Raw genomic sequence first — 25,047 nt, 5'->3', positions numbered from 1 at the left:
GCATCGGGCTCTGTTCCAGCAGCGCCTGTCGCGCGCGCAGAAGGGTCGTGACCGGCCAGAGATCATCCGAGGCCTCCACCTCGGGCCATTCGGCGTCGGGGTCGTGACCGTCGAAGCGCTCCACGGCGATGAACGACTCGGCGAGGGCCCGCTCGTCTCGCAGCGCCCGGCTCCATGCTGCCGGGATGTCGCCCCCGACGCGGTCGAAGCGCCGGAGTTGCCGACGAGCCTCCACCAGGTTGCCGCGAAGCGCGTGTACGGTCGCGGACTTGGCGAGGATGCTGCGGTGGAGAGGACCGCACGTGTCGGCCAGACGCGCGGCGGTCGCTGCACGCGAAGCAGTGCTCGAAGAAGCGGCGGCGAGCCCGGAGCCTCAAGACTCCCGTCCTCGTCGCGCCGCGTCGCCTCAGCCAGAAGCGCTGCACCGTCGTGAGGTCGCGAGCGGACTCTGTTCTCGCTGAGCGCCACGAGCATCGACTCTGCACTGACCGCGTCGACCTGCACCGGTGCGCCCGGAGCCAACTCGGGCACGCCCAGGAGATCGGTCCCCTGATGGGATCGCAGCACCACGCGTGCCGCGGCGACGCGCACCGCCCAGATTCCGTCGTGCGGGGCCAGCGTCGCCAGGGCCCGTGTCGCCAGACGGAGGTCCTCGAACAGCAGCCCCCAGAGGGCGAACTCGAGGATCGATGCCACGTCGTCGAGCCGTTCGCCGTCGATTGCGGCGCTCAGGCTCTCGCGCAGCTGGTCATCGACGTGGCGGTGCATGGGTTCCTTATAACGAAGGCTGCCTGCACCCGCCAAAAGCAGCCTGGGAAAGGGTGGAGTCGATCGTGAACTCCGCGTCAAGACAAGTCTAGGGCGTGGCGATGGTTGGACGATCTCTCGGTGAGACACGGATGATTTCCCCGTTGCGCGTCGAACGGGCCTGTTGCCGAGTCCAATAATCGAACCGGGGGGAGACGCGGGCACCATGGTGTCCGCGCCCGGTGTCTCGTCTGGGGAAGGCCCGTGACCCGCAGTTCCGCTGCTTCTGTTGTCGCCGGATGGATCCGGGCGATCAACGCTGCCGATCTGCCCGGTTTCCTGCGCGAGCTCGAAGAGGACTGCGTGCTCGTGGAGCCTCAACACACCTACATCGGCAAGGGCAATCTCGCCGAGTGGTTCGAGATGGTCGTCCTCGGACGATCATCCACACTTCGCATCCTCTCGGCGCACGACGCCGAGCCTGACCATCTGCTGGCGTGGGCGGAGTGGCACGCGCGGAGCTTCCATGACGAGATCAGGATGTGGACCCCGCTCGCGGTGCTGACCGCGGACGGACGCATCCGCGAGATCCACATCTCGCCGCCGATGCGGGTTCCGCGGCTCGTCGCGAGCCCGCCCGGACCAGAGGAGAGCGCTGCATGAGACGAGCCCACCGACGAAAGCCGCACACCCCCCGCCGCCCGCCGCGGCCCCCGGGGGGTGCACGATGGTGGCACTACCTTCTGGTCGCGCTGCTCGCGGTTGCGGCAACAGCGCTGGCGGCCGGTGCCCTCATGCACGACTACTCGCCCATACAGCGGTCGGAACAGGCCGAAACGATCAGCGCCCCGGCCCCGAACTCACCGACGGACGTGGGCCGGTAGCTCCGCCCCGTTCCAGGTTCCGGGAGCGCCACAGGACTCCCGCCGCGATCACGCCCTGCACCATGACGATGGCACTGATCACGGCGGCGATCGTCCCGGCCGCCTGATCGGATGCCGTCAGCAGATCGAAACCGCCATGCCAGATCAGCACGGGGACGATGCTCCATCGTGCGCCGCGGGCCAGCCACGCCAGAAGGTACGAGCCGGCGACGAGGGCGAGCATCCAGCCCACGATGCCGGGTCCCATCTCGCGATACGTCGGGTTGAACACGAACGCGGGCGCGTGCCACACGATCCAGACGCCCGCGACGATGAGCGCGGCCCAGAACGTCGAGAATCGCCGGGCAAGGTGCGGCAGCAACCAGCCCCGCCACCCTGCTTCCTCCCCGAGCCCGAAGGTCAGCACCCAGACGGTCGCGACCGCTGCGACATTCCATCCCGGCAGCTTCTCCGTCAGCCCGAACTGAGCCATCTCGGGCCACCCGCCGGCCACGATTGCTGCGGTGAGATAGCCGGCGACGCCGTAGGCGACCGGCATGCCGATCGCCCACCACCACCACACGCGACGGAATCGCAGCGAGAACGTCCGACCCGCCCAGGAGCGTACGCCCCGCCATCCACCGCTGTACGCACTGGCTGCGAGCGCGCCGGCCAGCGGTCCGAACGACCCGGCGAAGAAGATGAGCGGGACCTGCGGAAGCTCGGGGGCGCCGAGCGCGGCGATCGCCAGCGGCGTCCACACGAGCCACGTGAGCCCGAACGTGGTCACCACGAACACGACGGTGCTGCCGCGTCGTCCCGCGACCAGATCGTCGACGGATGACGTCATCTCGACCTCCGCGCCGGCGCCGAGGCGACTGCTCGCGCTGCCGCGAGCGCCGAGGTCACATCGGCGGGGCGAAGATCACGCTAGGGGGAGCAGGCAGGTCGGTGAAGGGACCTCGGTCCTGGCCCGCGCGCGGCCCGGAACGCCCCGGGGATCGACGGGCAGTGCCACGACCTCGTCCGAGCGTTGTCCCGCAACGAGCAGCCCGTCCGGGAGCACCAGGTGGTGCCGGGGCCAGTCGACCTGTGCCTCCACGAGGGCCAGCGGCGTGACAGTCTCGCCTTCGCCGGTGACCCGCAGCACCGCGATCGTGTTGCTGCCGCGCACGCCGGCATACAGCACGGTGCCATCCCGCGACGGCGCCAGTTCCGCTGCCGTGTCCCCGTCGAGCGTGCCCGACCCGAGCGGCGTGCCTCCGACGACCCCCCACGTTCCCGTCTCATCCGGCGCGAGCACAAACAGCTCGCACGAGAGCTCGGCGACGATGTACAGGTGTCCGCTCGGGTGCAGGATCCCGTGACGGGGCCCACAACCACGCGGCATCGTCACCTCCTGCAGGAGCCGAGGCGCACCGGAGCCGGTCCGCCAGAACCGCACGAGATCGAAACCCATGTCCGTTGTGGCCACGACGCCCGGCGCGACCACGATCGACTGGTGCGCGTGCGAGACCCGGGCGTGCTCGTCGTAGCCGGCGTACGGATCGGATGCGGCATCCGCTGTGACCGCTCGGCGAAGGCGGCCCTCGGCGTCCAGATCGAGCTGAACGACCCGGCCGTCCCCCCAGCAGGTCACGAAGAGCCGCTCGCGCCCCACGAGGATGTGGCACGACGCGGCCCCGACAGGGACGGGCTCGCCCAGGGGCTTCCAGGCATCGGCGCCGTACGCCGTGAACGCCTGGACGGCTCCGGCGCCTTCGAGTGTCGCGTAGACGACATCGAGCGTCGGGTGCCTGGCGATCCACGAGGGCGACGGGGCGGCCACGGCTGTTCCCCGCCACACCAGGCTGCCCGCTGCGGTGGCGTCGGCGTCGCCTGCCGTGAGCAGCCCGATCCCTCCGGCGGTGCCCTCCATGTCTGCGGTGTAGCCACCCACCAGGAGTCGCATGCGCGGGCCTCAGTCGACCAGGTCGTGTCGCACGATCACGGCATCGCGACCGGGTCCGACACCGATCACCGAGATGCGTGTGCCGCTCATCTCCTCCAGCGCCAACACGTAGTCCTGCGCCTCCAGCGGCAGATCGTCGAAGGAGCGTGCCCCCGAGATGTCCTCGCTCCAGCCCGGGAGGTACTCGAGGATGGGTCGTGCGTGGTGGAAGTCGGACTGGTTGTCAGGGATGTCGTCGAACCGGCGCCCCTCGACGTCGTAGGCGACACAGACGGGGATCTGCTCGAGTCCGGTGAGGATGTCGAGCTTGGTGAGCACGAGGTCGGTGATGCCGTTGATGCGCGTCGCGTACCGGGTGATGGGCGCGTCGTACCACCCCACGCGTCGCGGGCGCCCGGTCGTGGTCCCGAACTCGAATCCGCGCTGTCGGATCCACTCTCCCTGCTCGTCGAAGAGCTCGGTCGGGAAGGGTCCGGAGCCCACGCGCGTCGTGTAGGCCTTGACGATGCCGACGATTCGGTCCAGGCGATTCGGGCCGACGCCCGAGCCGGTGGCGGCGCCGCCGGCCGTCGCGGACGACGACGTCACGAATGGGTACGTGCCGTGGTCGACATCGAGCATCGTGGCCTGCCCGCCCTCGAAGACGACCAGTTCGCCCTTGTCGAGCGCGTCGTTCAACAGGAGCGAGGTATCGGTGACCATCGGACGCAGCCGCTCGGCATAGGAGAGCAGGTCCTCGACGATCTCATCGACCTCGATCGCTCGACGGTTGTAGACCTTCACGAGCAGGTGGTTCTTCTGCTCGAGGGCACCCTCGACCTTTTGCCGCAGGATCTTCTCGTCGAAAAGGTCCTGCATCCGGATGCCGACGCGGTTGATCTTGTCTGCGTAGGCCGGACCGATTCCGCGCCCCGTCGTTCCGATCTGGCGCTTGCCGAGGAAGCGCTCCGTGACCTTGTCGAGCGTGCGGTGGTACTGCGTGATGACGTGTGCTGCCGAGCTGATCTTCAGCCGCGAGGTGTCGATGCCGCGCGCGCGCAACGCCTCGAGCTCCCCGAACAGCACCTCGAGGTCGACCACGACTCCATTGCCGATCACCGCATTGACGCCTGGCGAGAGAATCCCGGAGGGAAGCAGGTGCAGGGCGTACTTCTCATCGCCGATCACGACCGTGTGGCCGGCGTTGTTGCCCCCGTTGAACTTGACGACCCAGTCGGTGCGCTCACCGAGCAGGTCAGTGGCTTTGCCCTTACCTTCGTCGCCCCACTGCACTCCGACGATCACGATGCCTGGCATGGGGTTCCCCTCGGGCTGACGACGTGCCTTACGCGTCGATCCTACCGAGGCGTCGATACAGTGATGCCATGCTGCGCAGTCGCCGGTGGGCACAGGCTTGGGCTGTTCTTCGTCTCCTGGTCGCTGCGGCGGGCGTGGCCGCCATCGTCGGGCAGCTGATTCGCACCGTGAGCATCTCGGCCGCCAACGGGTGGCCACTGGGCCTGACAGCCGTCGACTTCTTCAGCTTCTTCACGATCCTCTCCAACGTCGGAGCCGCCGTCGCGCTGACGATCGGAGCGTTCCTGATCCTGCGCGGCCACCGCATCGACCCCGCCTGGTTCGCCACACTGCTGGCTGCCGTGTCGACGTACATGCTCATCACCGGGATCGTCTACAACGCGCTCCTGCGGGGTCTCCCGCTCCCGCAGGGGTCCACCGTGCCGTGGTCGAACGAGATCCTGCACGTCTGGGCTCCCCTGTTCCTCCTGCTCGACGTGTTCCTCGGACCGCTGCGACGCCGCCTGCCCTGGCGCGCACTGTGGGCGGTCATCGCCTTCCCGCTGGTCTGGGTGACGTACACGCTCATCCGCGGTCCGCTCGTCACCGACTTCCGCACGGGCAATCCGTGGTGGTACCCCTATCCCTTCCTGAACCCGAACGTGCAGCCGTGGGGCTACGCGGGGGTGGCCCTGTACGTCGTCGGGATCGCCGCGGGCATCCTGCTCATCGCGGCAGGGGTGATCTGGCTGGGTCGCCGGCGCGGCGCCGAGCCAGGCGACCCTCCGGTGGCTCAGTAGACTGAGGTTCCATGTCGAAGGTCCTGGAGTCCCTGCCCATCGGCGAGCGCATCGGCATCGCCTTCTCGGGGGGACTGGACACCTCCGTGGCCGTCGCGTGGATGCGCGACAAGGGCGCCGTGCCCTGCACCTATACGGGCGACCTCGGTCAACCGGACGAGGACGACATCGCCGCCATTCCCGGTCGCGCGCTCACCTACGGCGCCGAGCTCTCGCGTCTGATCGACTGCAAGAGCGCGCTGGTCGAGGAGGGTTTCGTCGCTCTCGCGTGCGGTGCGTTCCACATCCGTTCGGGCGGGCGCACCTACTTCAACACGACCCCGCTGGGTCGCGCGGTCACCGGCACGCTTCTGGTGCGCGCCATGAAGGAGGACGGCGTCGACATCTGGGGCGACGGGTCGACCTACAAGGGCAACGACATCGAGCGGTTCTACCGCTATGGGCTGCTGGCCAACCCCGCTCTGCGCATCTACAAGCCGTGGCTGGACGCCGAGTTCGTCCGTGAGCTGGGCGGACGCAAGGAGATGAGCGAGTGGTTGCTCGCGCACGGCTTCCCCTACCGCGACTCCGCCGAGAAGGCCTACTCGACCGACGCGAACATCTGGGGCGCGACCCACGAGGCCAAGACCCTCGAGCACCTCGATGTGTCGCTCGAGACGGTCGAGCCGATCATGGGCGTGCGCTTCTGGGACCCCGAGGTGCAGATCGCGACCGAGGACGTCACGGTCACCTTCGACGCCGGTCGCCCTGTCGCCCTCAACGGCGTCGAGTACGCGGATGCCGTCGAGCTGGTGTTCGAGGCCAACCGGATCGGCGGACGCCACGGCCTGGGCATGAGCGACCAGATCGAGAACCGCATCATCGAGGCGAAGTCGCGCGGCATCTACGAGGCCCCCGGCATGGCGCTGCTGTTCATCGCGTACGAGCGCCTCGTGAACGCGATCCTCAACGAGGACACCCTGGCGACCTACCACGAGCAGGGACGGCGGCTCGGACGCCTCATGTACGAGGGACGCTGGCTCGAGCCGCAGTCCCTCATGCTGCGCGAGTCCATCCAGAAGTGGGTGGGTTCGACGATCACTGGAACGGTGACCCTGCGTCTGCGCCGCGGTGAGGACTACACGGTGCTCGACACGACGGCGCCCGTCATGTCGTACGGCCCCGAGAAGCTCTCGATGGAGCGGGTGGGGGATGCCGCCTTCGGCCCGACCGACCGGATCGGCCAGCTCACGATGCGCAACCTCGACATCGCCGACTCTCGCACCCGCCTGGAGCAGTACGCGGGCATGGGACTCATCGGCGGCCCGACCGGCGAGCTGGTCGGTGCCCTGCGGCGCGGCGAAGCCGACGAGATCACCGAGCATGCGGCACCCTACGACGCCGACCGGGAAGAGCTGGCCGAGGCGACGGATGCCGCCGGCGAGGCCGCGGCGTTCGACTTCGGCGCCGACTGAGCACGCGTCCTCATCCGCAGAGACGAGCAGGATGCCCAGGTCCGTCCCGCTGCCGTCGCGTGTCGTGCTGAGTGTGGCCGGGACGCGGGGGGAGGGACTCGGCGCCCGTCCGGCGAGCGCAGGCGGCAAGGAGGTGCCTGGTGCACGTTGAGCTTTCCGACGTGAGCAAGGGTCGGCGGGGAATCGCCCTGCCTCCCCTGAGTCTGGCCTACGGCAACGGGCTCGCCCGCCTCGCCATCGCCGAGACCGAGCAGCGCCCCACCGTCCTCGGTCTCATCGCTGCGGGCCGGATGACACCCGACACCGGCACCGTCAGGATCGACGGCGTCCCGGACCGCGCCGCCCTGCGTCGGCGAGTCGCCCTCGTCGACGCGCCGGAGGTCAGCGATCCGGCTCCCAACGTGACCGTGTGGGGGATCGTCGCCGAAGAACTCATGTTCGCGGGTCGTCCGGCGTCGCCCCGCGAGGTGAAGCGGTGGCTGGTCGCCCACGACGCCGCAGCACTCTCGCGCCTGCCGATCGCCGATGTGGCACCGTCAGATCGGCTCCGACTGCTGATGGAGCTCGCGATCCTCCGGCCGGGAGTGGAGGGGCTCGTCGTCGTCTCGCCCGACCGTCACGGTGGCCACCCAGAGCGGTGGTGGCAGATCGCGAGGGGCTTTGCCGCCCGCGGGACGAGCGTTCTGGTGATCGCCGGTGCGGCCTCGGGCGCGGTGCTGGCCGAGATCGCACCCCGAGCCGAGCTCGGCCCTCGGGAGGAGAGGCCGGCCCGAGAAGATGCTCCCGTCCTCGAGTCCGCCGACCCGGCGCCGGGGGAGGACCCGGGCACAGCCCGTCTCGACGATGCGGAGGAGGATCGGTCGTGAAGGTTCCCGCCATGATCGTCGCGGAGCTTCGGCGACTGACGGCAACGCGCATGTCGACCGTCGCGCTGCTGGCACTCATGCTCGTGCCCGTGCTCTACGGCGGCGTGTATCTGTGGGCCAATCAGGACCCGTACGGGCGCCTCAACAACGTCCCGGTTGCCCTCGTCAATCTCGACGCCGGAGCCGAGAACGACGGCACGCGTGTGAACTATGGGGATCAGGTCGCCGACACTCTCCTCACCGACGGCAGCTTCGACTGGCAGGGCGTGGATGCAGACGCTGCCGAACAGGCCCTCGCCGACGGATCGGTCGATTTCATCGTGACGATCCCGGCCGACTTCTCTACGGCCCTGGTGTCGATCTCGGGCAGCGATCCGCACCAGGCCCAGCTGGAGCTCGAGACCAACGACGCCAACAACTACCTGGCCTCCACGATCGGCGACCAGGCGATCGAACGCATCCGGGTGTCGGTCGCTCAGCTGGTCGGGCAGGAGGCCGCCTCACGGCTGCTCACCGGCATTGCCGACATCCGTTCGAATCTGCAGGGGGCCGTCTCCGGCGCGACGGAGCTGACCGACGGGACCGGCCAGGCCGCTGATGGCTCGGCCCGGCTGGTCGATGGCGCCGCGCAGCTCGCCGCCGGGCTGACGCAACTCTCGGGCGCCGCGCCGCGCCTGGCCGACGGCGCCGCCGAGGTCTCCCAGGGCACCGCCGCGCTGGCCGGATACGCCGACCAGGCCAGCACCGCCAGCCAGCAGGCAGTCGACCAGCTCCCCGTGGTGCGCCAGGACATCATCGACGCGCTCACCGCCGAAGGGCTGACCCCCGGCGAGATCGACGCGATCCTCGCGCGCCTCGACCCCCTCGCCGGGGCCGTGCGCAACGCCAACGCTCGCGTACAGAGCGCCGTCTCGTCTGTCGACGCTCTGGCGGAGGGCGCGGCGCAGGTCGCCACCGGCGCTCAGCAGCTCTCGAGCGGGCTCCAGGATGCCGCCAGAGGCACGCAACTCGACAGCGCATCCCGCGTCCTGGCCGACGGGTTGACCCAGATCGATCAGGGGGCCGCGGCGCTGCGGGAAGGGCTCGCATCCGGGGTCGCGCAGATTCCTGAGACGGATGCCGCTCTTCGCGACGCGCAGGCGCAGACGATCGCCGATCCGGTCGGCGTGCAGACCGGCAAGGTCGCCGCCGCGGGAGACTACGGCGCGGGCCTGGCCCCGTTCTTCGCGGCCCTGGCGGGCTGGATCGGGATCTACGCACTGTTCCTGATCGTCAAGCCGGTGTCGCGGCGTGCCGTGACCGCATTGCACTCGCCGATCCGTGTGACGCTGGCCGGCTGGCTCACGCCGGGCCTGCTCGGCGGTCTCCAGATGGTCGCCCTGTTCGGCATCCTCGCAGCTGCCCTGGGCTTCACCTTCTCCCACCCCACGGCAACGCTCGGGGTGATGGTGTTCGCCTCGCTCACCTACGCCGCGATCATCCTGGCCCTGAACGTCTGGCTCGGATCGGTCGGTCAGTTCCTGGGACTCGTGCTGATGGTCCTTCAGCTGGTGACCGCGGGGGGCACCTTTCCCTGGCAGACACTGCCCGAACCGCTGATCTGGCTGCACCACATCCTGCCGATGGGATACGTCGTGGACGGGATGCGCCAGCTCATGTACGGCGGGAACCTCACCCGTGTCGGTACCGACCTCTGCGTCCTCGGTCTGTGGCTGCTCGGTGCCCTCGCTGTCGCGGCGATCGGCGTTGCGCGAATGACCCACGGCAGGACCCTGCGCGACCTCCAGCCCAGCCTCATCGGCTGACCGGGCATGCCGCCGTGGGGGGCTAGGATGACCCTCTGACACCGGATCCCAGATCCCTTGCGACGGCGTCCAACCGGCCTACCCGAGAGGCTTCAATGTCGAATCCCGCAGCCGCCCTCACCGGCGACATCCCCGACGAGGCACCGCCGCGCCCGCGCCGAGGTCGCCGAATCGGCCTCATCGCTTACAGCGTGTTCGTCGGCGTCGTCGTTCTCGCGCTGATCGCGGCGGGGGTGGGCGTCTGGTTCGTCAATCGCTCGTTCCCGCAGACGGAGGGAACGATCGCCCTGGACGGGCTATCGGACACGGTCACGGTCCAGCGCACCGATCTCGGCATCCCGACGATCACGGCAGGTTCGACCGACGACCTGTTCTTCGCGCAGGGATATGTTCACGCGCAGGATCGGTTCTGGGAGATGGACTTCCGCCGCCATGTGACCAGCGGGCGGCTCTCGGAGCTGTTCGGCCAGTCACAGCTGGGCACCGACGCGTTCTTGCGCACGCTCGGCTGGCGAGCGATCGCGGAGCAGGAGGTCGCGGCTCTCGATGAGACCACGCTCTCGTACTACCAGGCCTACGCGGATGGCGTGAACGCGTACCTCGCCGACCGTGACGGCGCTGACGTGTCGCTGGAGTATGCGGTTCTCGGGCTCCAGAACTCCGACTACCAGATCGAACCGTGGACTCCGGCCGACTCCGTGGCGTGGTTGAAGGCGATGGCCTGGGATCTCCGATCCAACATCGAGACCGAGACGGAGCGCGCGCTGCTCGCGACTGCCTACACCGACGAGGAGCTCCTCGAGCTGTACCCGGGGTACCCCTTCGGGGAGAATCCGGTCATCGTTCCCCAGATCACCGATGTCCCGGCCGCAGCGGACAGCGAGGATGCGGCGGCGGCGGGGATCCGCTGGACCGAGGTCGCCGATGTCGTGAGCGCCGTGTCGAGCTTGGTCGGCGGTGCGGGCGAGGGAATCGGCTCCAACTCCTGGGTCGTCGCGGGCGACTACACCGACACCGGGATGCCGCTTCTTGCCAACGACCCGCACCTCGGGGCATCGCTGCCGAGCGTCTGGTATCAGAGCGGCCTGCGGTGCTCCGCCGTGAGCGAGGCCTGCCCCTTCGATGTCGCCGGGTTCGGCTTCTCGGGGGTACCCGGCATCATCATCGGGCACAACGCGTCGATCGCCTGGGGGTTCACCAACCTCACGACGGATGTCGTCGACCTGTACATCGAAAAGCTCGACGGCGACCGGTACTGGCGGGACGGCCAGCTCGTCGACCTCGACATCCGCACCGAGACCCTGAAGGTCGCCGGCGGGGACGACGTCGAGGTGACGATCCGCTCGACCGTCCACGGACCGATCGTGTCGGGGCTGACGGCGGAGTTCGACGCGATCGCTTCGGACCCCGTTCCGGGAACAGCCGGCGCGCCGATCACCGCGGCGGCTGAGCCCGACGGCGAGACGGCCGTCAGCATCCAGTGGACGGCCCTCCAGCCCGGAACAACCGCCTCGGCGATTTTCGACCTGAACACCGCCACCGATTTCACCGGCTTCCGTGCGGCGGCCGAGAAGTTCGTCGTCCCCGCGCAGAACCTGATCTACGCGGACGTCACCGGGAACATCGGATACCAGACACCCGGCCAGCTTCCCCTCCGTGGGGCAGGTGATGGATCGATGCCCCAACCCGGGTGGGACTCGGCGTACGACTGGAAGGGCTACATCCCGTTCGCCGATCTGCCGGTCGCCTACAACCCGGACGAGGGATACATCGTCACGGCGAACAATGCGATCGTCGACGAGAGCTATCCGCACTTCCTGACGCGCGACTGGGACTACGGCTGGCGCGCGGCCCGCATCGACGAGCTTCTGCAGCGGGCGATCGCAGAAGGACCGGTGACGGCCGAGGTGATGCGCAGCATCCAGGCCGACAACCAGTCCGAGATCGGCAAGACCCTGATCACGGTGTTCGAGGATCTACGCACCGGCGACGAGGCGACGGATGCCGCCCTCGACCTGCTCCGCCAGTGGGACGCGCAGAACGACGCCGACTCTTCCGCGGCCGCCTTCGCGAATGTCGTCTGGGACGAACTGGCCCAGAATCTGTTCACGCGCGGCCGGGAGGTTCCGGTGCCCCTGACCAACCAGTCTCGGCAGTTCCTGGTCGTGCAGAACCTGCTCAGCGACCCCGACTCGCCCTGGTGGACGAACACCGAGCTCGGCATCTCCGGTCAGCGCGCGATGCTCGAAGCCAGCGCGCGCAGTGCGACGGAGTTCCTGACACGGGCGCAAGGATCCAATCCGCTCCAGTGGCGGTGGGGGGACCTGCACGCCATCACCTTGACGCACGACACATTCGGTACCTCGGGTATCGCCCCGATCGAGGCGCTGTTCAACCGCGGTCCGTTCGCGGTCGGCGGCGGCTCGTCGGTGGTCAACGCGACCGGATGGCCTCTCGGCGGCGGGTTCGCCACCACGACCGTCCCGTCGATGCGGATGATCGTGGATCTCAGCGACTTCGACGCGTCCGGGTGGAACCACCTGACCGGCGCAAGCGGTCACGCATTCCACGAGAACTACACCGACCAGACGGCGACCTGGCAGACGGCGCAGCTCACGCCGTGGGCGTTCTCTCCGGATGCCGTGACCGCCGCCGCGGAGCACACCTTGACTCTGGAGCCGGCGGGCTGAGTCGGTTCAGCCCGGGTCGGCTCCGGTCTCGGGGCGCGAGGTCTCGATCTCGGCGTCGGCGAGCTCGTCCACGGCGAGGTCGTCGCGGTTCATCGTGCGGTTGCGGTACGCCTGGCGACCCACCATCTGCGCTGCCAGCGGCGACGCGGCGAGCTGGATCAGCACGATGGGCACGAGGAAGGCGACCACCGCCCAGCTGCGCAGCGAGAGGGCGATCGCCCCGCAGATCAGGATGACGCCGAGCACCTGCGGTTTGGTCGCGGCGTGGAGGCGGCTGGGGACGTCGCGGAAGCGCACCAGGCCGATGGCCGCCGTCACACACAGGAGAGCCCCGAGCAGGATGAGCACGAGCGCGGCGCCGTCGAGGAGGGCGGCGATGTCGACATCCGTCATTTCGTCACATCCTTTCTGGCGACGAATCGAGCGATAGCGATCGACCCGAAGATCCCGACCGCCGCGATGATCAGCAACACCGGCAGGGTCCGGGTGTGGTGCCCGATGGCCATGTCGGCGCCGAGCACGCAGATCACCTCGGTCAGGAGGACATCCGAGGCTACCGCGCGGTCGAGAATCGACGGACCGACCACGATGCGCCACAGGGTGATGAGAGCGGCGACAGTGAAGGCCGCGTAGATCGCGATGAGCAGGATCGTCGTCGCCGTCATGACCGTGCCCCCTCCTGTGCGCGGCGAAGCCGCTGTAGCTGCTCACGGGAGCCGAAGGCACGAGTGATCCGCGCCTCCCACGTGAGCGTTTCCCGCCGATGGGCCTCGATATCGGCCTCGCTGTGGACGCCGATCACGTGCAGATACAGGATGCGGCGATCACGGTCGGCATCCATCACGAGCGAGCCCGGAATCAGTGAGCAGGTGATGGCGGTGTGGGCCATCAGCAGGTCGTCGTCGGTCCGCAGCGGCACCGCGATGACGGCGGCGCCGGGTTGACGCCGAACGTCGAGCACCTGCAGCGCAACCGTGAGCGACCCGCGCACCAGGCCCAGGAGGAAGGTGACGACGAACACGAGCGCGTACCAGACGTTCACGCGCCCGGTAAGCTCGACCGGCGGCAACCGGAACACCGACATCACGACCACTGCCGCCACGACGCCGGTGAGGAACGCGAGAAGGGTGAACTGCCCCCACAGCAGCATCCAGAGCAGCGTCAGCCAGAGCAGGACGGGCAGTTGTCGCCACACGCCCGGGAAGAACCCGACCGCGGTCGGTTCGCGATCTGTCATTGCTCCACCTCCCCGCTCAGGTCGACCGACTCATCGAGTTGGACCACCGTGATCGGCTCGAGCAGCGCCCCGCCCACGCGCGCGCACACTTCGTACAGCGGGCCGGCGAAGACGGTCAAGGCGACACTGACCGCGACCATCCCCGCCGTGGCGGAGGTCATGATGCGGGGGATGGCGCGGCGTTCCGTGGTGGTCGTCGCGGCGGGCGCGGACTGCAGGTAGGCCGTCCGCTGTTCGGTCTCGGCCGAATCGTCCTCCTCGCGCCAGAACGAGAGGTTCCAGGCCCGCATCAGCGCGTAGAGGGTGAGCAGGCTCGTCGCGATTCCGGCGACGATGAGGGTCATCATGAGCGGTGTGCCCACCGCGGCGGCCGCGTCGAACAGCGCGTACTTTCCGATGAAGCCCGAGAACGGGGGGAGACCGCCGAGGTTCACCGCCGGGATGAAGTAGAGCAACGCAATCACGGGCGCCGCGCGCATCAACCCCTTGACCTTCAGGATCGAGGTGCTCCCGGCGCGACGCTCGACCAGACCGACCGAGAGGAACAGGGTGGTCTGCACCACGATGTGGTGGACCATGTAGTAGATCGTCGCGCCGATCGAGGCGGGAGTCGCGATCGCGATCCCGAAGACCATGTACCCGACATGGCTGACGAGGGTGAACGACAGAATCCTCTTGAGTTCGGCCTGCGCGACGGCCCCGAGAATGCCGATGACCATCGTCGCGAGCGCGGCGATGAGCAGAATCGTGTTGAGGTCGTTCTCGAGGAAGATCTGCGTCTCGGTCCGGATGATGGCGTACACGCCGACCTTGGTCAGCAGCCCAGCGAACACCGCGGTCACCGGCGCCGGCGCGGTGGGGTAGGAGTCCGGGAGCCAGAACGACACGGGGAAGATGGCGGCCTTGATCGCGAACGCGAGCAGCAGCATCACGTGCAGCACGTACTGCGTCTCCTGCGGCAGCTGTGCGATGCGGTCGGCAAGCTGCACCATGTTCACCGTCCCCGTCGCGCCGTAGATCATCGCGATCGCCGACAGGAACAGGATCGACGAGACCAGCGAGACGACGATGTAGGTGATCCCGGCACGGATGCGTTGCTCGCTGTTGCCGAGGGTGATGAGCACGTAGGACGCGACGAGCAGGATCTCGAAGCCCACATAGAGGTTGAACAGATCCCCCGCGGTGAACGCGACGAAGATGCCCGCCGCGAGGATGAGGTACGAGGGGTGGAAGATCGACACCGGCGTGTCGTCGTCGCCGTCGGCCGCGCCCTGACCGATCGAGAACAGCAGCACGGCCAGCAGCACAACGCTCGAGACCATGACCAGCAGCGCCGCGAGCCGGTCGACGTAGAGAACGATGCCGAACGGTACGGGCCATCCACCCACCGAGACCGCGAACGGCAGGTTCGAGGCATCCACGGCGATCAGCAGCACCGTGGCGATCACGAGCGTCAGGACGAGGGTCACGACCGACACCCCGACTTGGAAGCGACGGTGGCGACCCGCGATGAGCGCGATCGCTGCGCCCAGCAGCGGCAGGGTCACCAGGAGCGGAACGAGGGCCGTCATGAGCTGCCCGTCCGATCGTCTTCGGCGTCGGAGGCGACGAAGTCGCTCGTCGCGTCGTCGTCTTCGAGTTCGATCTCCTGATCCATCTCCTCGTCGGTGCGCATGCCGCGCTCACGGATCGCCAGATCGACTTCGTCCTCGTCGAAGGTGTCGGCCTGGCCGAGCTGCCAGGAGCGGTAGATCAGAGCCAGCAGGAACGCCGAGATCGCGAAGGTGATGACGATCGCCGTGAGCATGAGCGCCTGCGGAAGCGGATCCGACATCGCCGCCGGCTCGCCGTCGCCGTAGAACGGCGCGAGGCCTGGACGACCCATGACGATCAGCAGCAGGAGGTTCGCGGCGTTGCCCAGCAGCAGGAATCCGATGAGAACGCGAGTGAGGCTGCGCTCGAGCATCGCGTAGACCCCCGCGGCGAACAGCACGGCCATGATGATGATGAGAACGAGCGAGACGTTCACGATCCGCTCACCTCCTCGCGTGCGGCCACCGCGGTCCCCGCCGCATGGGCTTGACGATCGACCTCCGCACCGAGGCTTCGCAGCACGTCCAGGACGAGGCCGATGACGACGAGGTAGACGCCGACATCGAAGAGGGTCGAGGTGACGAACTCGATGTGTCCGAGCACCGGGACCTCCGCCTCGAAGATCGCACGCGTGAGCGGCTCGGCCCCGAATGCCAGCGGAGTCACAGCGCACGCGACCGCGATACCCATGCCGATGCCGAGGAATCGGCCGGCATCGGTCGGCGCGGCGGCGCCGAGCTCATAGCGTCCGCCGGCGATATACCGCATGACCAGGGCCATCCCGGCCACCAGCCCACCCGCGAATCCGCCACCGGGCAGGTTGTGCCCGGCAAAGAGCAGGTAGAGCGACACGATGATGATCGAGTGGAAGAGGATCCTCACCACGATCTCGAGCAGGATCGACCGGTTCTCGGGTCGCACCCGCTGTCCGCCGATGAGCCACGCGGTGCGCGTACCGCCGCCGGCGGCATCCTTCTCGACCAGCCGCGTGCCGCGACGCAGCCCTCGGTGAGTGATCGGCGCTGTCATCTGCGACAGCGTGTCGGAGCGGTGCGTCACGAACACGAGCGAGGCCACTCCCGTGGCAGCGAGCACGACGACGGACAGCTCACCCATCGTGTCCCACCCGCGCAGGTCGACGAGCGCGACGTTGACGACGTTCTTGCCGTGCCCGATCTGGTAGGCCAGGTCGGGGAAGGCGAGCGAAATCGGCAGTTCGACCCGCGCCCCCGTCGCGACGATGGCAACCCCCGCCATGACGATTCCCACGAGGACCGCCAGCGCCGCCCGGGCCACCACGAACGCCGAGCCGTTGTGCGCGCCCAGGCGCGCGGGGATGCGACGCAGCACGAGCGCGAACGCGACCATCGTCACGGTCTCGACGAGGATCTGGGTGAGGGCGAGGTCGGGCGCGCCGCTCGTCGCGAACAGCACGACCATCCCGAGGCCCGTCACCGAGACCAGAACGACACCCGTGTACCGCTTGCGCGCGCGGACCGCGATGACTCCCGCAGCGATCATGACCGGAGCGACGGCCAGCTGCACGGGGGTGTGGAACGCGTCCAACTGGGCTCGCCACTCTGATGACGCCACGAGCGCGGTTCCTTCACCGGCGACGAGGACGAGGAAGATCGTCGCGACGTAGACCGGCAACGAGCCGCGCTGGACGAGCGTGGTCGTGAGCACCGACAGCCGTTCGATGCCGCGCAGTGACGCGTTGTAGGCGTCGACCGCCGTGAAGGGAAGCGCGCGTCGCCGCCCGAAGCCACGGGCGGTCACGACGAAAGCGACGATACCGAGCGCGATCGTGCCCAGGGAGATCCACAGCGCCGGCTCGAAACCGTGCCACAGCGCCAGATAGGCAGCGTGCTCGGGCGCAGGAACACCGGGGGTGGCAAGCGGCGAAAGGTCGGCATACGGCGCGAACGCGATATCCAGCAGCGGCGCGGCAACACCGCCCGCCAGACTGAGGAGGGCGAGCACGACCGGAGCGAACAGGAAGCCGGCGGACGGAGCGGGCCACGACGCGCGCGCCACGCCGGGCTTGCTCCAGAAGGCTCCCCACACGAAACGGATGCCGTAGCCGGCGGTCAGGGCGGAACCGAGCACGACTCCCAGGAGCGCCACGATGCCCCATCCGGAACCGCCGAGAGACTCGTCGAGAAGGGCCGCGAGCGCCCCCTCCTTCGCCACGAACCCGATCGTGGGGATGATGCCGACCATGGACGCGATCGAGACGATACCGGCGGCAGCCAGCACCGGCGCCTGTCGCCCCAGCCCGCTGATCTCTCGAAGGTCGCGGGTCGACAGCTGGTGATCGATGATGCCGACGATGAGAAACAGTGCGGATTTGAACAACGCGTGGCTCAGCAGAAGCGCAAGCCCGGCCAGGGCCGCGTCTCGCGTGCCGTACCCGAGGACGATCATCAGGAAGCCGAGCTGACTGACGGTGCCGTAGGCGAGGAGGCGCTTCAGGTCCGTTTCGCGCAGAGCTTGCCATCCGCCCAGAAGCATCGTGAAGGCACCCAGCCCGATCACGATCGGATGCCACGCGGGATTCTCGGCGAAGACCGGGGCAAGCACGGCGACCAGGTACACGCCGGCCTTCACCATCGCCGCCGCGTGCAGGTAGGCCGACACCGGCGTCGGCGCCGCCATCGCCCCGGGAAGCCAGAAGTGGAACGGGAAGATCGCCGACTTGCTGAGCGCCCCGACCAGCAGAAGCACGACTGCAGCTGTGACGACCGGGCCCACCGGAGGGTCGGCGAGGATCTCGGACAGGCTGGAGGTGCCCGCCTGCACGACCAGCAGAACGACGCCGATGAGCATCACCAGCCCGCCGAGGGTCGTCACCAGCAGCGCTTGGAGCGCTGCCCTCCTGCTCGCGGCTCGCCGGTTGTAGTGGCCGATGAGCAGGTACGACAGGACGCTCGTGACTTCCCAGAACATCACCAGCACGACCACGTCGTCCGTGAGAACGAGCCCGTACATCGCACCGGCGAAGGCCAGGAGCACGGCAGCGAACTGGCCGAGCGCATCCTTGCCGTCGAAGTACCAGCGGCAATAGAGCAGGACGAGAGCCCCGACCCCGGTGACGATCAGGGCGAGCACCCACGAGAGCGTGTCCATCCGCATCGACAGTTCGATGTCGAGGGGACCGATCCACATGACCGACTCGAAGGGGATGTCGCCGGAGAGCACCCGGGGCGTCTGTGCCGCGGTGTGGACGAAGGCGGCGAGGGAAACCGCCGCGGCGAAGAAGAAGGCGCGCGGCCCCCAGGCCCGCACGAGGACGGGCAGCAGCAGAGAGGCCGCCGTGAACGCTACGAGAACGAGGAGCATGTCGGCCTCCTCGTGGTCGTCGTCCCGTCGATGCTGCGGGATCGGGCGATCAGGGTGTGGAGTTCATCCTATCCGCGGACCGCTGCCCCCGAGGCGGCCTGGGCGGGCGGGACCGGCCCGCTCGTGGTCCCCGTCCGGAAGGAGCACGTGAAGGTGACGGATGTGACATCGTCCCCTGCCAGCATCGCGACCACCGCAGCGCCCGCCGCGCGGCCCTTCTCCACCGCGGGCTGGACGAGGGTCGTCAGCTCGTACGCGTCCAGTCCATCCACGTCGACGCCATCGAATCCCGTGACACTGAGATCCTCGGGAACCCGCAGCCCGCGTTCTTCGGCGGCTCGGATGACGCCGGCGGCGAGCAGATCGGTCTGAGCGATGACCGCCGTCGGTCGGTCGTGGACGGCAAGGATCTCGCGCCCGGCGAGCAGTCCCTCGTCGATCGAACTGGTCACCGCGGCGTAGGCGGGCGCCTCGGGATAGACGGCACGCGCCCCAGCCAGGCGGGCCTTGGTGACATCGACTTCGACCGCATCGCCCGAGCCGAACCATCCGCGCTCGCGACCCGGGCGGATCGGGAGAGTCAGCAGTGTCACCCGTTCGTGCCCGAGCTCGCGCAGGTAGCTCGCCGCCCGCTGCTGCGCCTCGCAGTTGTCCAGTTCGATCCGGGGGACGTCCGCTCCGGCATCCCCCTCGATGACGACGACCGGCACGCGCCGAGCTCGCAGCACGTCGAGCGCGGCCTTACGGGTATCCCCGAATCCGACCAGGACCGCCGCGTCGATGGGGGCCGCGGTCATGGTGGATCCGGTATCCGTGGTCATCTCCGGTACGCCGCGGTCTGCAGCCGAGACGGATGCCGACACGACGGACGCCTGTTCGTCCCGAAGCAGCAGCAGCCCGGCCTTGAGGGGAGCCACGCCCTCGGCGATGCCATCCATCATCGCGATCGTCACCGGGTCGCGAAAGGCCGCGCGAAGCGACCCCTCGAACACGACGCCCACAATGCCGGACCGTCCCCGTCGCAGGGATGCCGCGCGTGGGTCAGGTCCGGTGTATCCCAGAGCCTCGGCCGCGGCGAGGACCCGCCGCTTGGTCTCCGCGGACGCGGGGGCATTGCCGCTGAACACCACGGAGGCGGTGGATGCCGAGACACCCGCCTCACGCGCAACGTCGGCGATCGTTGCCCTGCGCTCGCTCATGGTGCCTCGATCGTACTCGGTCGCGCATCCGTCACATCGGGGCCGTGGTGAGAATCGAATCGTTTCGATACCCTTGTTCGGTGGATACCACCCTCTCTCGCGCGCAGATCGTCCGTTGGCGCACGGCCATCTTCACGGTCTTCTTCCTCAGCGGCCTGAGCGTGGCGACCTGGGCCGCCCGCGTACCCGCGATCAAATCGACCCTGGGTATCGACAACATCCAGATCGGCTTCATGCTCCTGGGCGCGGGGCTGGCATCCATCATCGGCCTGTCGCTGGCATCCGTCGTGCTTGCCCGGTTCGGCGCTCGGCGCGGCATGCTCGCCGCGGTTCTCACGTTCTCGGTCGGCGTCGTCCTCGTGGGAATCGGTGCCGATCTCGCGAACTCCTACGCGGTCGTCGTCGCGGGGCTCGCGCTGTTCGGCCTGGGCAACGGGTCGGTCGACGTCATGATGAACGTCGAGGGCGCCGCGATCGAGAAGACGATCGGCAAGACGATCCTGCCTCTGTTCCACGCCTTCTTCAGCTTCGGAACCGTCGCCGGCGCCGGCCTCGGCGCGCTCGCGATCGCACTGGACATGAACATCCTCGTCCACACCGCGATCATCGCCGGACTCCTTGCCCTGGCCGGCCTCTGGGCGACGGCGAACGTGCCGGCCAGGGAGATCGCGATGGACCCGGATGCCGATCCGGCACCGACCGCGAAACCGGCTATGCGCGAGCGCCTCCACGTCGCCCTGTCGGCGTGGAAGGAGCCGCGCACCTACGCGCTCGGCGTCATCATGCTGGGGATGTCCTTCGCCGAGGGCGGGGCGAACGACTGGCTCGCGCTCGGCGTGGTCGACGGCCACGGCGCGAGCGAAGCGCTCGGCGCCATCGGGTTGGCGGTGTTCTCGGTGAGCATGACGGTCGTGCGGGTCTTCGGCGGCCCACTCGTGGATCGATTCGGCCGGGTCGCGACGTTGCGTGTGCTGTCGGTGCTGGCGGCATCCGGGTTGCTGCTGTTCATCCTCGCGCCGAGCGTGCCGCTCATCTTCGTCGGGGCGGCGCTGTGGGGCGCCGGCACCTCCCTGGGCTTCCCGCTCGGGATGTCGGCCGCAGCAGACGACCCCGCGAAAGCCGCCGCGCGCGTGAGTGCCGCCGCGACGATCGGCTACGTCGCCTTCCTGTGCGGGCCGCCGATCCTCGGGTTCGTGAGCGTCCACATCGGCGTGCTCAACACCCTCTACATCCTGGTGGCGCTCACCATCGCATCCGGCCTCGCCTCGGGCGCCGCCAAGCCGCTGGTCACGCCCGCCGCCACCCCGCCCACCTCACCCACGCCGCAGCAGACATCCGCATAACCACGCCCCACCCGCCCGCAGACGTCTGTTGTTGTGCAGATGCCGGTCACTGTGCGGCCTCGCGCCCACACACCCCGGGCCTCCGGGCCTCCGCACCATCACGGGGATTCGCGCAGCCACGCCCCGACTGTGCCCCCAGGTCCGCTGTTGTGCAGATCTCGGTGGCCGTGCGAGGCATCCGGGGACGATCACCAAGTACCGTGGTCGGGTGCGTCTTGTCATTGCCCGCTGCACCGTCGACTACACCGGACGGCTGAACGCGCATCTCGCGCTGGCGACGAGACTGCTGGTCCACAAGGGAGACGGATCGCTGCTCGTCCACTCGGATGGCGGGTCATACAAGCCGTTGAACTGGATGAGTCCACCGTGCTCGCTCATCGTGGAGAGCCCGGATGCCGAAGCCGCCGACGTCGGCGTCATCGAGCAGTGGCGGGTGACCCATGCCAAGACCGGCGACGCGCTGCTCGTTCGCATCTACGAGGTCATTCACGACTCCAGCCACGACCTCGGCGTGGACCCCGGCCTGGTCAAGGACGGCGTCGAGGCCGACCTGCAGCGGCTCCTCGCCGAGCAGGTGGAGGTCATCGGCGACGGGCTCAGCCTCGTCCGACGCGAGTACCCCACCGCGATCGGCCCCGTCGACCTGCTGCTGCGCAATCCCGAGGGCGGCACGATCGCCGTCGAGGTCAAGCGCCGCGGCGACATCGACGGCGTCGAGCAGCTCACCCGTTACCTGGAGTTGCTGGGCCGCGACCCGCACCTGGCACCGGTATCAGGGGTCTTCGCCGCCCAGGAGATCAAGCCGCAAGCACGGGTGCTGGCAACCGATCGCGGCATCCGGTGCGTCACCCTCGACTACGAGGGCATGAAGGGCATCGAGTCCGGCGCGCCGCGCCTCTTCTAGCGGGGACTGGCACCCGGCCCGATTCCCCTAGCGTGGACCTATGCGATCACCCTGGACCTGTGTGCTGTGGGACGTCGACGGCACCGTCGTCGACGCGTCCGAAGGCATCCTTCGTCGACTGACGACGACGCTCGAGCACTTCGGCTACCCCGCTCCGACCCGCGCGGAACTCGTCCACTGGATCGGCCCACCGATGTTCGAGTCGTTCCAGGTCAACCTCGGCATGACACCTGAGCAGTCGACGGATGCCGTGGCCTACTACCGCGCGCTCGGCAAGGCCGAGGGATACACCAGCGGCGCGCGCCTGTTCAACGGGATCGGCGAGCTCATCGCAGACCTCGACGCCGCCGGGGTTCCGCAGGCGACCGCGAGCTCGAAGCCCGAAAACCAGGTCATCGCCCTGATGGACCATTTCGCACTGTCTCCGCACCTTCGGGTGATCACAGGAGCCACTCCCGACGAACGGACCCTGAGCGCGAAAGCCGACATCGTCGCCGAAGCGCTCCGACGTCTGCGCGCCGCCGGTGTCGATACGGCACGCCCCGTCCTCGTCGGCGATCGCCACCACGATGTCGACGGCGGCGCGGTCAATGACGTCCCGGTGATCTTCGTGCGCTGGGGATTCAGCTGGCCCCACGAGTCCGAGGGCGCGCAGGCGACGGTCGACGATGTCGTGTCGCTGCGTGAATTGTTGCTGAGTCCGACAGACTGAGTGGCCAGGGCAGGAGGGCGACGATGACCCACACCACGGCGACAGCGAGGCGCCAATTCTCCGGACCTGGAGCCGCGGCCCGCTCGGTGCTGACACGGATGCCGGCGACCATCGCATTCGTCCTCATCCTGCTCGCCGTCGGCGTCCTTTGGCAGGGACTGTGGCGCTCCTTCAAGGGAAACCCGCTGTTCGTCGACGTGGCATACGGCCTTCCCGCCTTCGTCGACGGTCGGTGGTGGACGCCCCTGACCGGAACCTTCTTCGTCGTCCATCCGTGGGTCTACGTCATCACGATCGCCAGCTTCATCGGGATGGGGTACCTCGAGTGGCGTCGAGGCACGCGGGTTGCCCTCGCGTACTACGCCGTGGGGCAGCTGTTCGCGATCTTCGCGAGTGCGCTGGCGGTGTGGCTGCTCGCCTTCACGCCGTGGCCGTGGGCGCAGCGCGAGGCCCTGGCTCTAGACGTCGGTCCCTCCGGCGGAACGATGGCGTGCCTGGCCGCGGCGGCGAGCCTGCTCCCCTCTCCGTGGCGCTCGCGCGCGTGGTTGGTCCTGATCGGTGGCGCCGCCGTCGCGCTGCTCTACTGGGGATCTCTCGCCGACATCGAACACGCGTTCGCGATCCTGCTCGTTCTCGTGGTGGCCAGGCCCCTGCGTATCCGCCGCGTGAGTGTGCAGGAGCAACGATTCGTCGCGCTCGTCGCAGTCCTCGGATTGGCGGCGATCGAAACCCTCACGTCGATCGTTCCGACCGACGGTCCGTTCGGTCGCACCGAACTGGGCGGTGGGTCCTGGATCGATACCGCAATCGACGTCGGCATCCTGCTGTTGGTGGCTCGAGGGCTGCAGCGCGGGCGACGCTGGGCCTGGGTCATCGCGATCATCCTGGCGAGCATCAACGTCGTGCTCGGCATCCTCGTGGTCGTCCTCACGTTCGGGTTCCCCGCGAGCGATATCGTCTGGGACGGCGACCCGTCGGTCACGGTCGCAACCGCGGTGCTGTGGGCGGCACTGCTGGTCTATCTCGCGTGGGTCCGCGGTGCGTTCCGCGGACGCCGCCGCGCGACACTCGGCATGAGCCCCCCACCGACAGTGGGCGAGGTGCGGGAGATGCTGCACACCTCGGGCGGCGGCACCCTGTCGTGGATGACCACGTGGGACGGCAACTCCTACGCGCGCACGAGCTCGGGCATCGTCGCCTACCAGCGGCGCGCAGGCGTCGCCCTGGTCCTCGCCGACCCGCTCGGGCCGCGCGAGAGCCGCGGCGAGTCCGTGCGCGAGTTCGTATCGATGGCCGAGACCGCCGGTCTGATCCCCTGCTTCTTCTCGGCGGACGAGGCGACCCGTGCCGTCATGCCCGACGGATGGCGCAGCCTCATCGTCGCCGATGACACCATCGTGGATCTCGAAGGCCTGGAGTTCACCGGCAAGCGCTGGGCCGCGGTGCGGACGTCCCTGAATCGGGCCGGGCGCGAAGAGATGACGTTCCGGATGACGCGCCTGACCGATGAGCCGTGGGGCATCCAGCAGCAGTTGCGCGCGATCTCGGACATGTGGGTCGGCGACAAGGGGCTGCCCGAGATGGGCTTCACCCTCGGGACCTTGAACGAGGCGCGCGACCCCGAAGTGCGGCTCGCCCTCGCGATCTCGCCGAGCGGCGACGTCGACGGATTCCTGTCGTGGCTGCCGGTGTACGGTGAGGGTCGCGTCGAGGGCTGGACCCTGGATCTGATGCGTCGCCGCGAGGGCGGCTTCGGCCCGGTGATGGAGTTCCTGATCGGCTCATCGGCACGGTTCTTCGCCGACGAGGGAGCGCGGATGCTGTCCCTCTCGGGTGCGCCGTTGACCCACGACTACCCGCCTGACGCGGGGATGATCGCGGAGATCACCGACAAGCTCGCCGAGATGCTGGAGCCGGTCTACGGGTTCCGGTCGTTGCACCGCTTCAAGGAGAAGTTCCATCCGCGGTACGAGTCGCTGTACCTGCTGTACCGGGACGAGGCAGATCTACCGGGGATCGGGATGGCGCTCACGCGGGCATTCCTGCCCGACGCGTCGCTGCGTCAGCTGGCCGGCTCGGGTCGGGAACTGCTGCGCGGCGGCCGCTGACCCCGACCCTCGAGCACCGACCATCGAACACCCGGGCCGAGCAAGCTCCAGACCCGGGCGTCGACGGATCCCCCCGGATAGATCGCGCCGGAAGCGCGACGAGCCACACTCTATCGACACCCGCGGCGCAGGGGTACTGCATCCGCTCGGATCGACGG

The 25,047-nt window shown here is 68.7% G+C and carries 21 protein-coding genes; 10 read left to right on the top strand and 11 right to left on the bottom strand.

The features are described 5' to 3' along the window. On the bottom strand, positions 1-235 hold a 235-nt coding region (locus ACSGC5_RS05660), incomplete at its 3' end, for a hypothetical protein (protein ID WP_434969628.1). Between the two features lie 776 nt (positions 236-1,011). On the opposite strand from ACSGC5_RS05660, the gene ACSGC5_RS05655 reads away from it, so the two are divergent. Beyond that, entirely contained in the window at positions 1,012-1,410 is a 399-nt protein-coding gene (locus ACSGC5_RS05655; protein ID WP_434969627.1) for a nuclear transport factor 2 family protein, read from the top strand. A 177-nt stretch (positions 1,411-1,587) separates the two neighbouring features. On the opposite strand, the gene ACSGC5_RS05650 is transcribed toward ACSGC5_RS05655, so the two are convergent. The 3 genes from ACSGC5_RS05650 to ACSGC5_RS05640 form a co-directional block, all read right to left on the bottom strand. Beyond that, positions 1,588-2,460 (bottom strand): CPBP family intramembrane glutamic endopeptidase, encoded by an 873-nt coding sequence (locus ACSGC5_RS05650; RefSeq protein ID WP_434969626.1) that lies wholly within the window; start codon positions 2,458-2,460, stop codon positions 1,588-1,590. 75 nt (positions 2,461-2,535) lie between these two features. Further along, a complete protein-coding gene (locus ACSGC5_RS05645; RefSeq protein WP_434969625.1) occupies positions 2,536-3,561 on the bottom strand; it encodes a lactonase family protein in 1,026 nt (341 codons plus the stop codon). 9 nt (positions 3,562-3,570) lie between these two features. Next, entirely contained in the window at positions 3,571-4,857 is a 1,287-nt protein-coding gene (locus ACSGC5_RS05640; RefSeq protein ID WP_434969624.1) for an adenylosuccinate synthase, read from the bottom strand. A 68-nt stretch (positions 4,858-4,925) separates the two neighbouring features. On the opposite strand from ACSGC5_RS05640, the gene ACSGC5_RS05635 reads away from it, so the two are divergent. The 5 genes from ACSGC5_RS05635 (at position 4,926) to ACSGC5_RS05615 (ending at position 12,451) form a co-directional block, all read left to right on the top strand. Continuing rightward, on the top strand, positions 4,926-5,636 hold the full coding sequence (locus tag ACSGC5_RS05635) for a Pr6Pr family membrane protein (protein WP_434969623.1): 711 nt from the start codon (positions 4,926-4,928) through the stop codon (positions 5,634-5,636). Positions 5,637-5,647: 11 nt separating this feature from the next. Further along, positions 5,648-7,090, top strand: coding sequence for an argininosuccinate synthase (argG, locus tag ACSGC5_RS05630; RefSeq protein ID WP_434969622.1), 1,443 nt, complete (start codon positions 5,648-5,650; stop codon positions 7,088-7,090). 140 nt (positions 7,091-7,230) lie between these two features. Continuing rightward, positions 7,231-7,956 (top strand): hypothetical protein, encoded by a 726-nt coding sequence (locus ACSGC5_RS05625; RefSeq protein ID WP_434969621.1) that lies wholly within the window; start codon positions 7,231-7,233, stop codon positions 7,954-7,956. Then, positions 7,953-9,761: a YhgE/Pip family protein gene (locus tag ACSGC5_RS05620; RefSeq protein ID WP_434969620.1), complete on the top strand. Its 1,809-nt coding sequence runs from the start codon at positions 7,953-7,955 to the stop codon at positions 9,759-9,761. The genes ACSGC5_RS05625 and ACSGC5_RS05620 overlap by 4 nt, the downstream gene beginning before the upstream one ends. A 95-nt stretch (positions 9,762-9,856) precedes the next feature. Beyond that, on the top strand, positions 9,857-12,451 hold the full coding sequence (locus ACSGC5_RS05615) for a penicillin acylase family protein (protein WP_434969619.1): 2,595 nt from the start codon (positions 9,857-9,859) through the stop codon (positions 12,449-12,451). A gap of 6 nt (positions 12,452-12,457) precedes the next feature. Here ACSGC5_RS05615 and mnhG read toward each other — a convergent pair whose 3' ends face one another. The 7 genes from mnhG to ACSGC5_RS05580 form a co-directional block, all read right to left on the bottom strand. Continuing rightward, positions 12,458-12,844, bottom strand: a complete 387-nt coding sequence (gene mnhG / locus ACSGC5_RS05610) for a monovalent cation/H(+) antiporter subunit G (RefSeq protein ID WP_434969618.1) — start codon at positions 12,842-12,844, stop codon at positions 12,458-12,460. Next, entirely contained in the window at positions 12,841-13,116 is a 276-nt protein-coding gene (locus tag ACSGC5_RS05605) for a monovalent cation/H+ antiporter complex subunit F (protein ID WP_434969617.1), read from the bottom strand. Before ACSGC5_RS05605 ends, mnhG begins: the two co-directional genes overlap by 4 nt. After that, positions 13,113-13,688: a Na+/H+ antiporter subunit E gene (locus ACSGC5_RS05600; RefSeq protein ID WP_434969616.1), complete on the bottom strand. Its 576-nt coding sequence runs from the start codon at positions 13,686-13,688 to the stop codon at positions 13,113-13,115. Before ACSGC5_RS05600 ends, ACSGC5_RS05605 begins: the two co-directional genes overlap by 4 nt. Next, the gene (locus ACSGC5_RS05595; protein WP_434969615.1) at positions 13,685-15,259 is read right to left on the bottom strand and encodes a Na+/H+ antiporter subunit D; all 1,575 of its coding nucleotides are present in this window, start codon (positions 15,257-15,259) and stop codon (positions 13,685-13,687) included. The genes ACSGC5_RS05600 and ACSGC5_RS05595 overlap by 4 nt, the downstream gene beginning before the upstream one ends. Beyond that, the gene (locus ACSGC5_RS05590; protein WP_434969614.1) at positions 15,256-15,717 is read right to left on the bottom strand and encodes a Na(+)/H(+) antiporter subunit C; all 462 of its coding nucleotides are present in this window, start codon (positions 15,715-15,717) and stop codon (positions 15,256-15,258) included. The genes ACSGC5_RS05595 and ACSGC5_RS05590 overlap by 4 nt, the downstream gene beginning before the upstream one ends. Next, a complete protein-coding gene (locus tag ACSGC5_RS05585; protein ID WP_434969613.1) occupies positions 15,714-18,623 on the bottom strand; it encodes a Na+/H+ antiporter subunit A in 2,910 nt (969 codons plus the stop codon). The genes ACSGC5_RS05590 and ACSGC5_RS05585 overlap by 4 nt, the downstream gene beginning before the upstream one ends. A 68-nt stretch (positions 18,624-18,691) precedes the next feature. Then, positions 18,692-19,822 (bottom strand): LacI family DNA-binding transcriptional regulator, encoded by a 1,131-nt coding sequence (locus ACSGC5_RS05580; protein WP_434969612.1) that lies wholly within the window; start codon positions 19,820-19,822, stop codon positions 18,692-18,694. Positions 19,823-19,902: 80 nt separating this feature from the next. On the opposite strand from ACSGC5_RS05580, the gene ACSGC5_RS05575 reads away from it, so the two are divergent. The 4 genes from ACSGC5_RS05575 to ACSGC5_RS05560 all read left to right on the top strand — a co-directional run bounded on the left by ACSGC5_RS05575 (position 19,903) and on the right by ACSGC5_RS05560 (position 24,889). Continuing rightward, positions 19,903-21,165, top strand: a complete 1,263-nt coding sequence (locus tag ACSGC5_RS05575; RefSeq protein WP_434969611.1) for an MFS transporter — start codon at positions 19,903-19,905, stop codon at positions 21,163-21,165. A 208-nt stretch (positions 21,166-21,373) separates the two neighbouring features. After that, on the top strand, positions 21,374-22,069 hold the full coding sequence (gene nucS / locus ACSGC5_RS05570; RefSeq protein ID WP_434969610.1) for an endonuclease NucS: 696 nt from the start codon (positions 21,374-21,376) through the stop codon (positions 22,067-22,069). A 40-nt stretch (positions 22,070-22,109) separates the two neighbouring features. After that, positions 22,110-22,781, top strand: a complete 672-nt coding sequence (locus tag ACSGC5_RS05565; RefSeq protein WP_434969608.1) for an HAD hydrolase-like protein — start codon at positions 22,110-22,112, stop codon at positions 22,779-22,781. 23 nt (positions 22,782-22,804) lie between these two features. After that, positions 22,805-24,889 (top strand): bifunctional lysylphosphatidylglycerol flippase/synthetase MprF, encoded by a 2,085-nt coding sequence (locus tag ACSGC5_RS05560; RefSeq protein ID WP_434969607.1) that lies wholly within the window; start codon positions 22,805-22,807, stop codon positions 24,887-24,889. The last annotated feature ends 158 nt before the right edge of the window (positions 24,890-25,047 follow it).

Source organism: Microbacterium sp. bgisy207 (genome assembly GCF_965345035.1).
Classification (GTDB): Bacteria; Actinomycetota; Actinomycetes; order Actinomycetales; family Microbacteriaceae; genus Microbacterium.
Note: the sequence above shows the minus strand (reverse complement) of the source record. Positions and strands in the feature narration are given on the sequence as shown.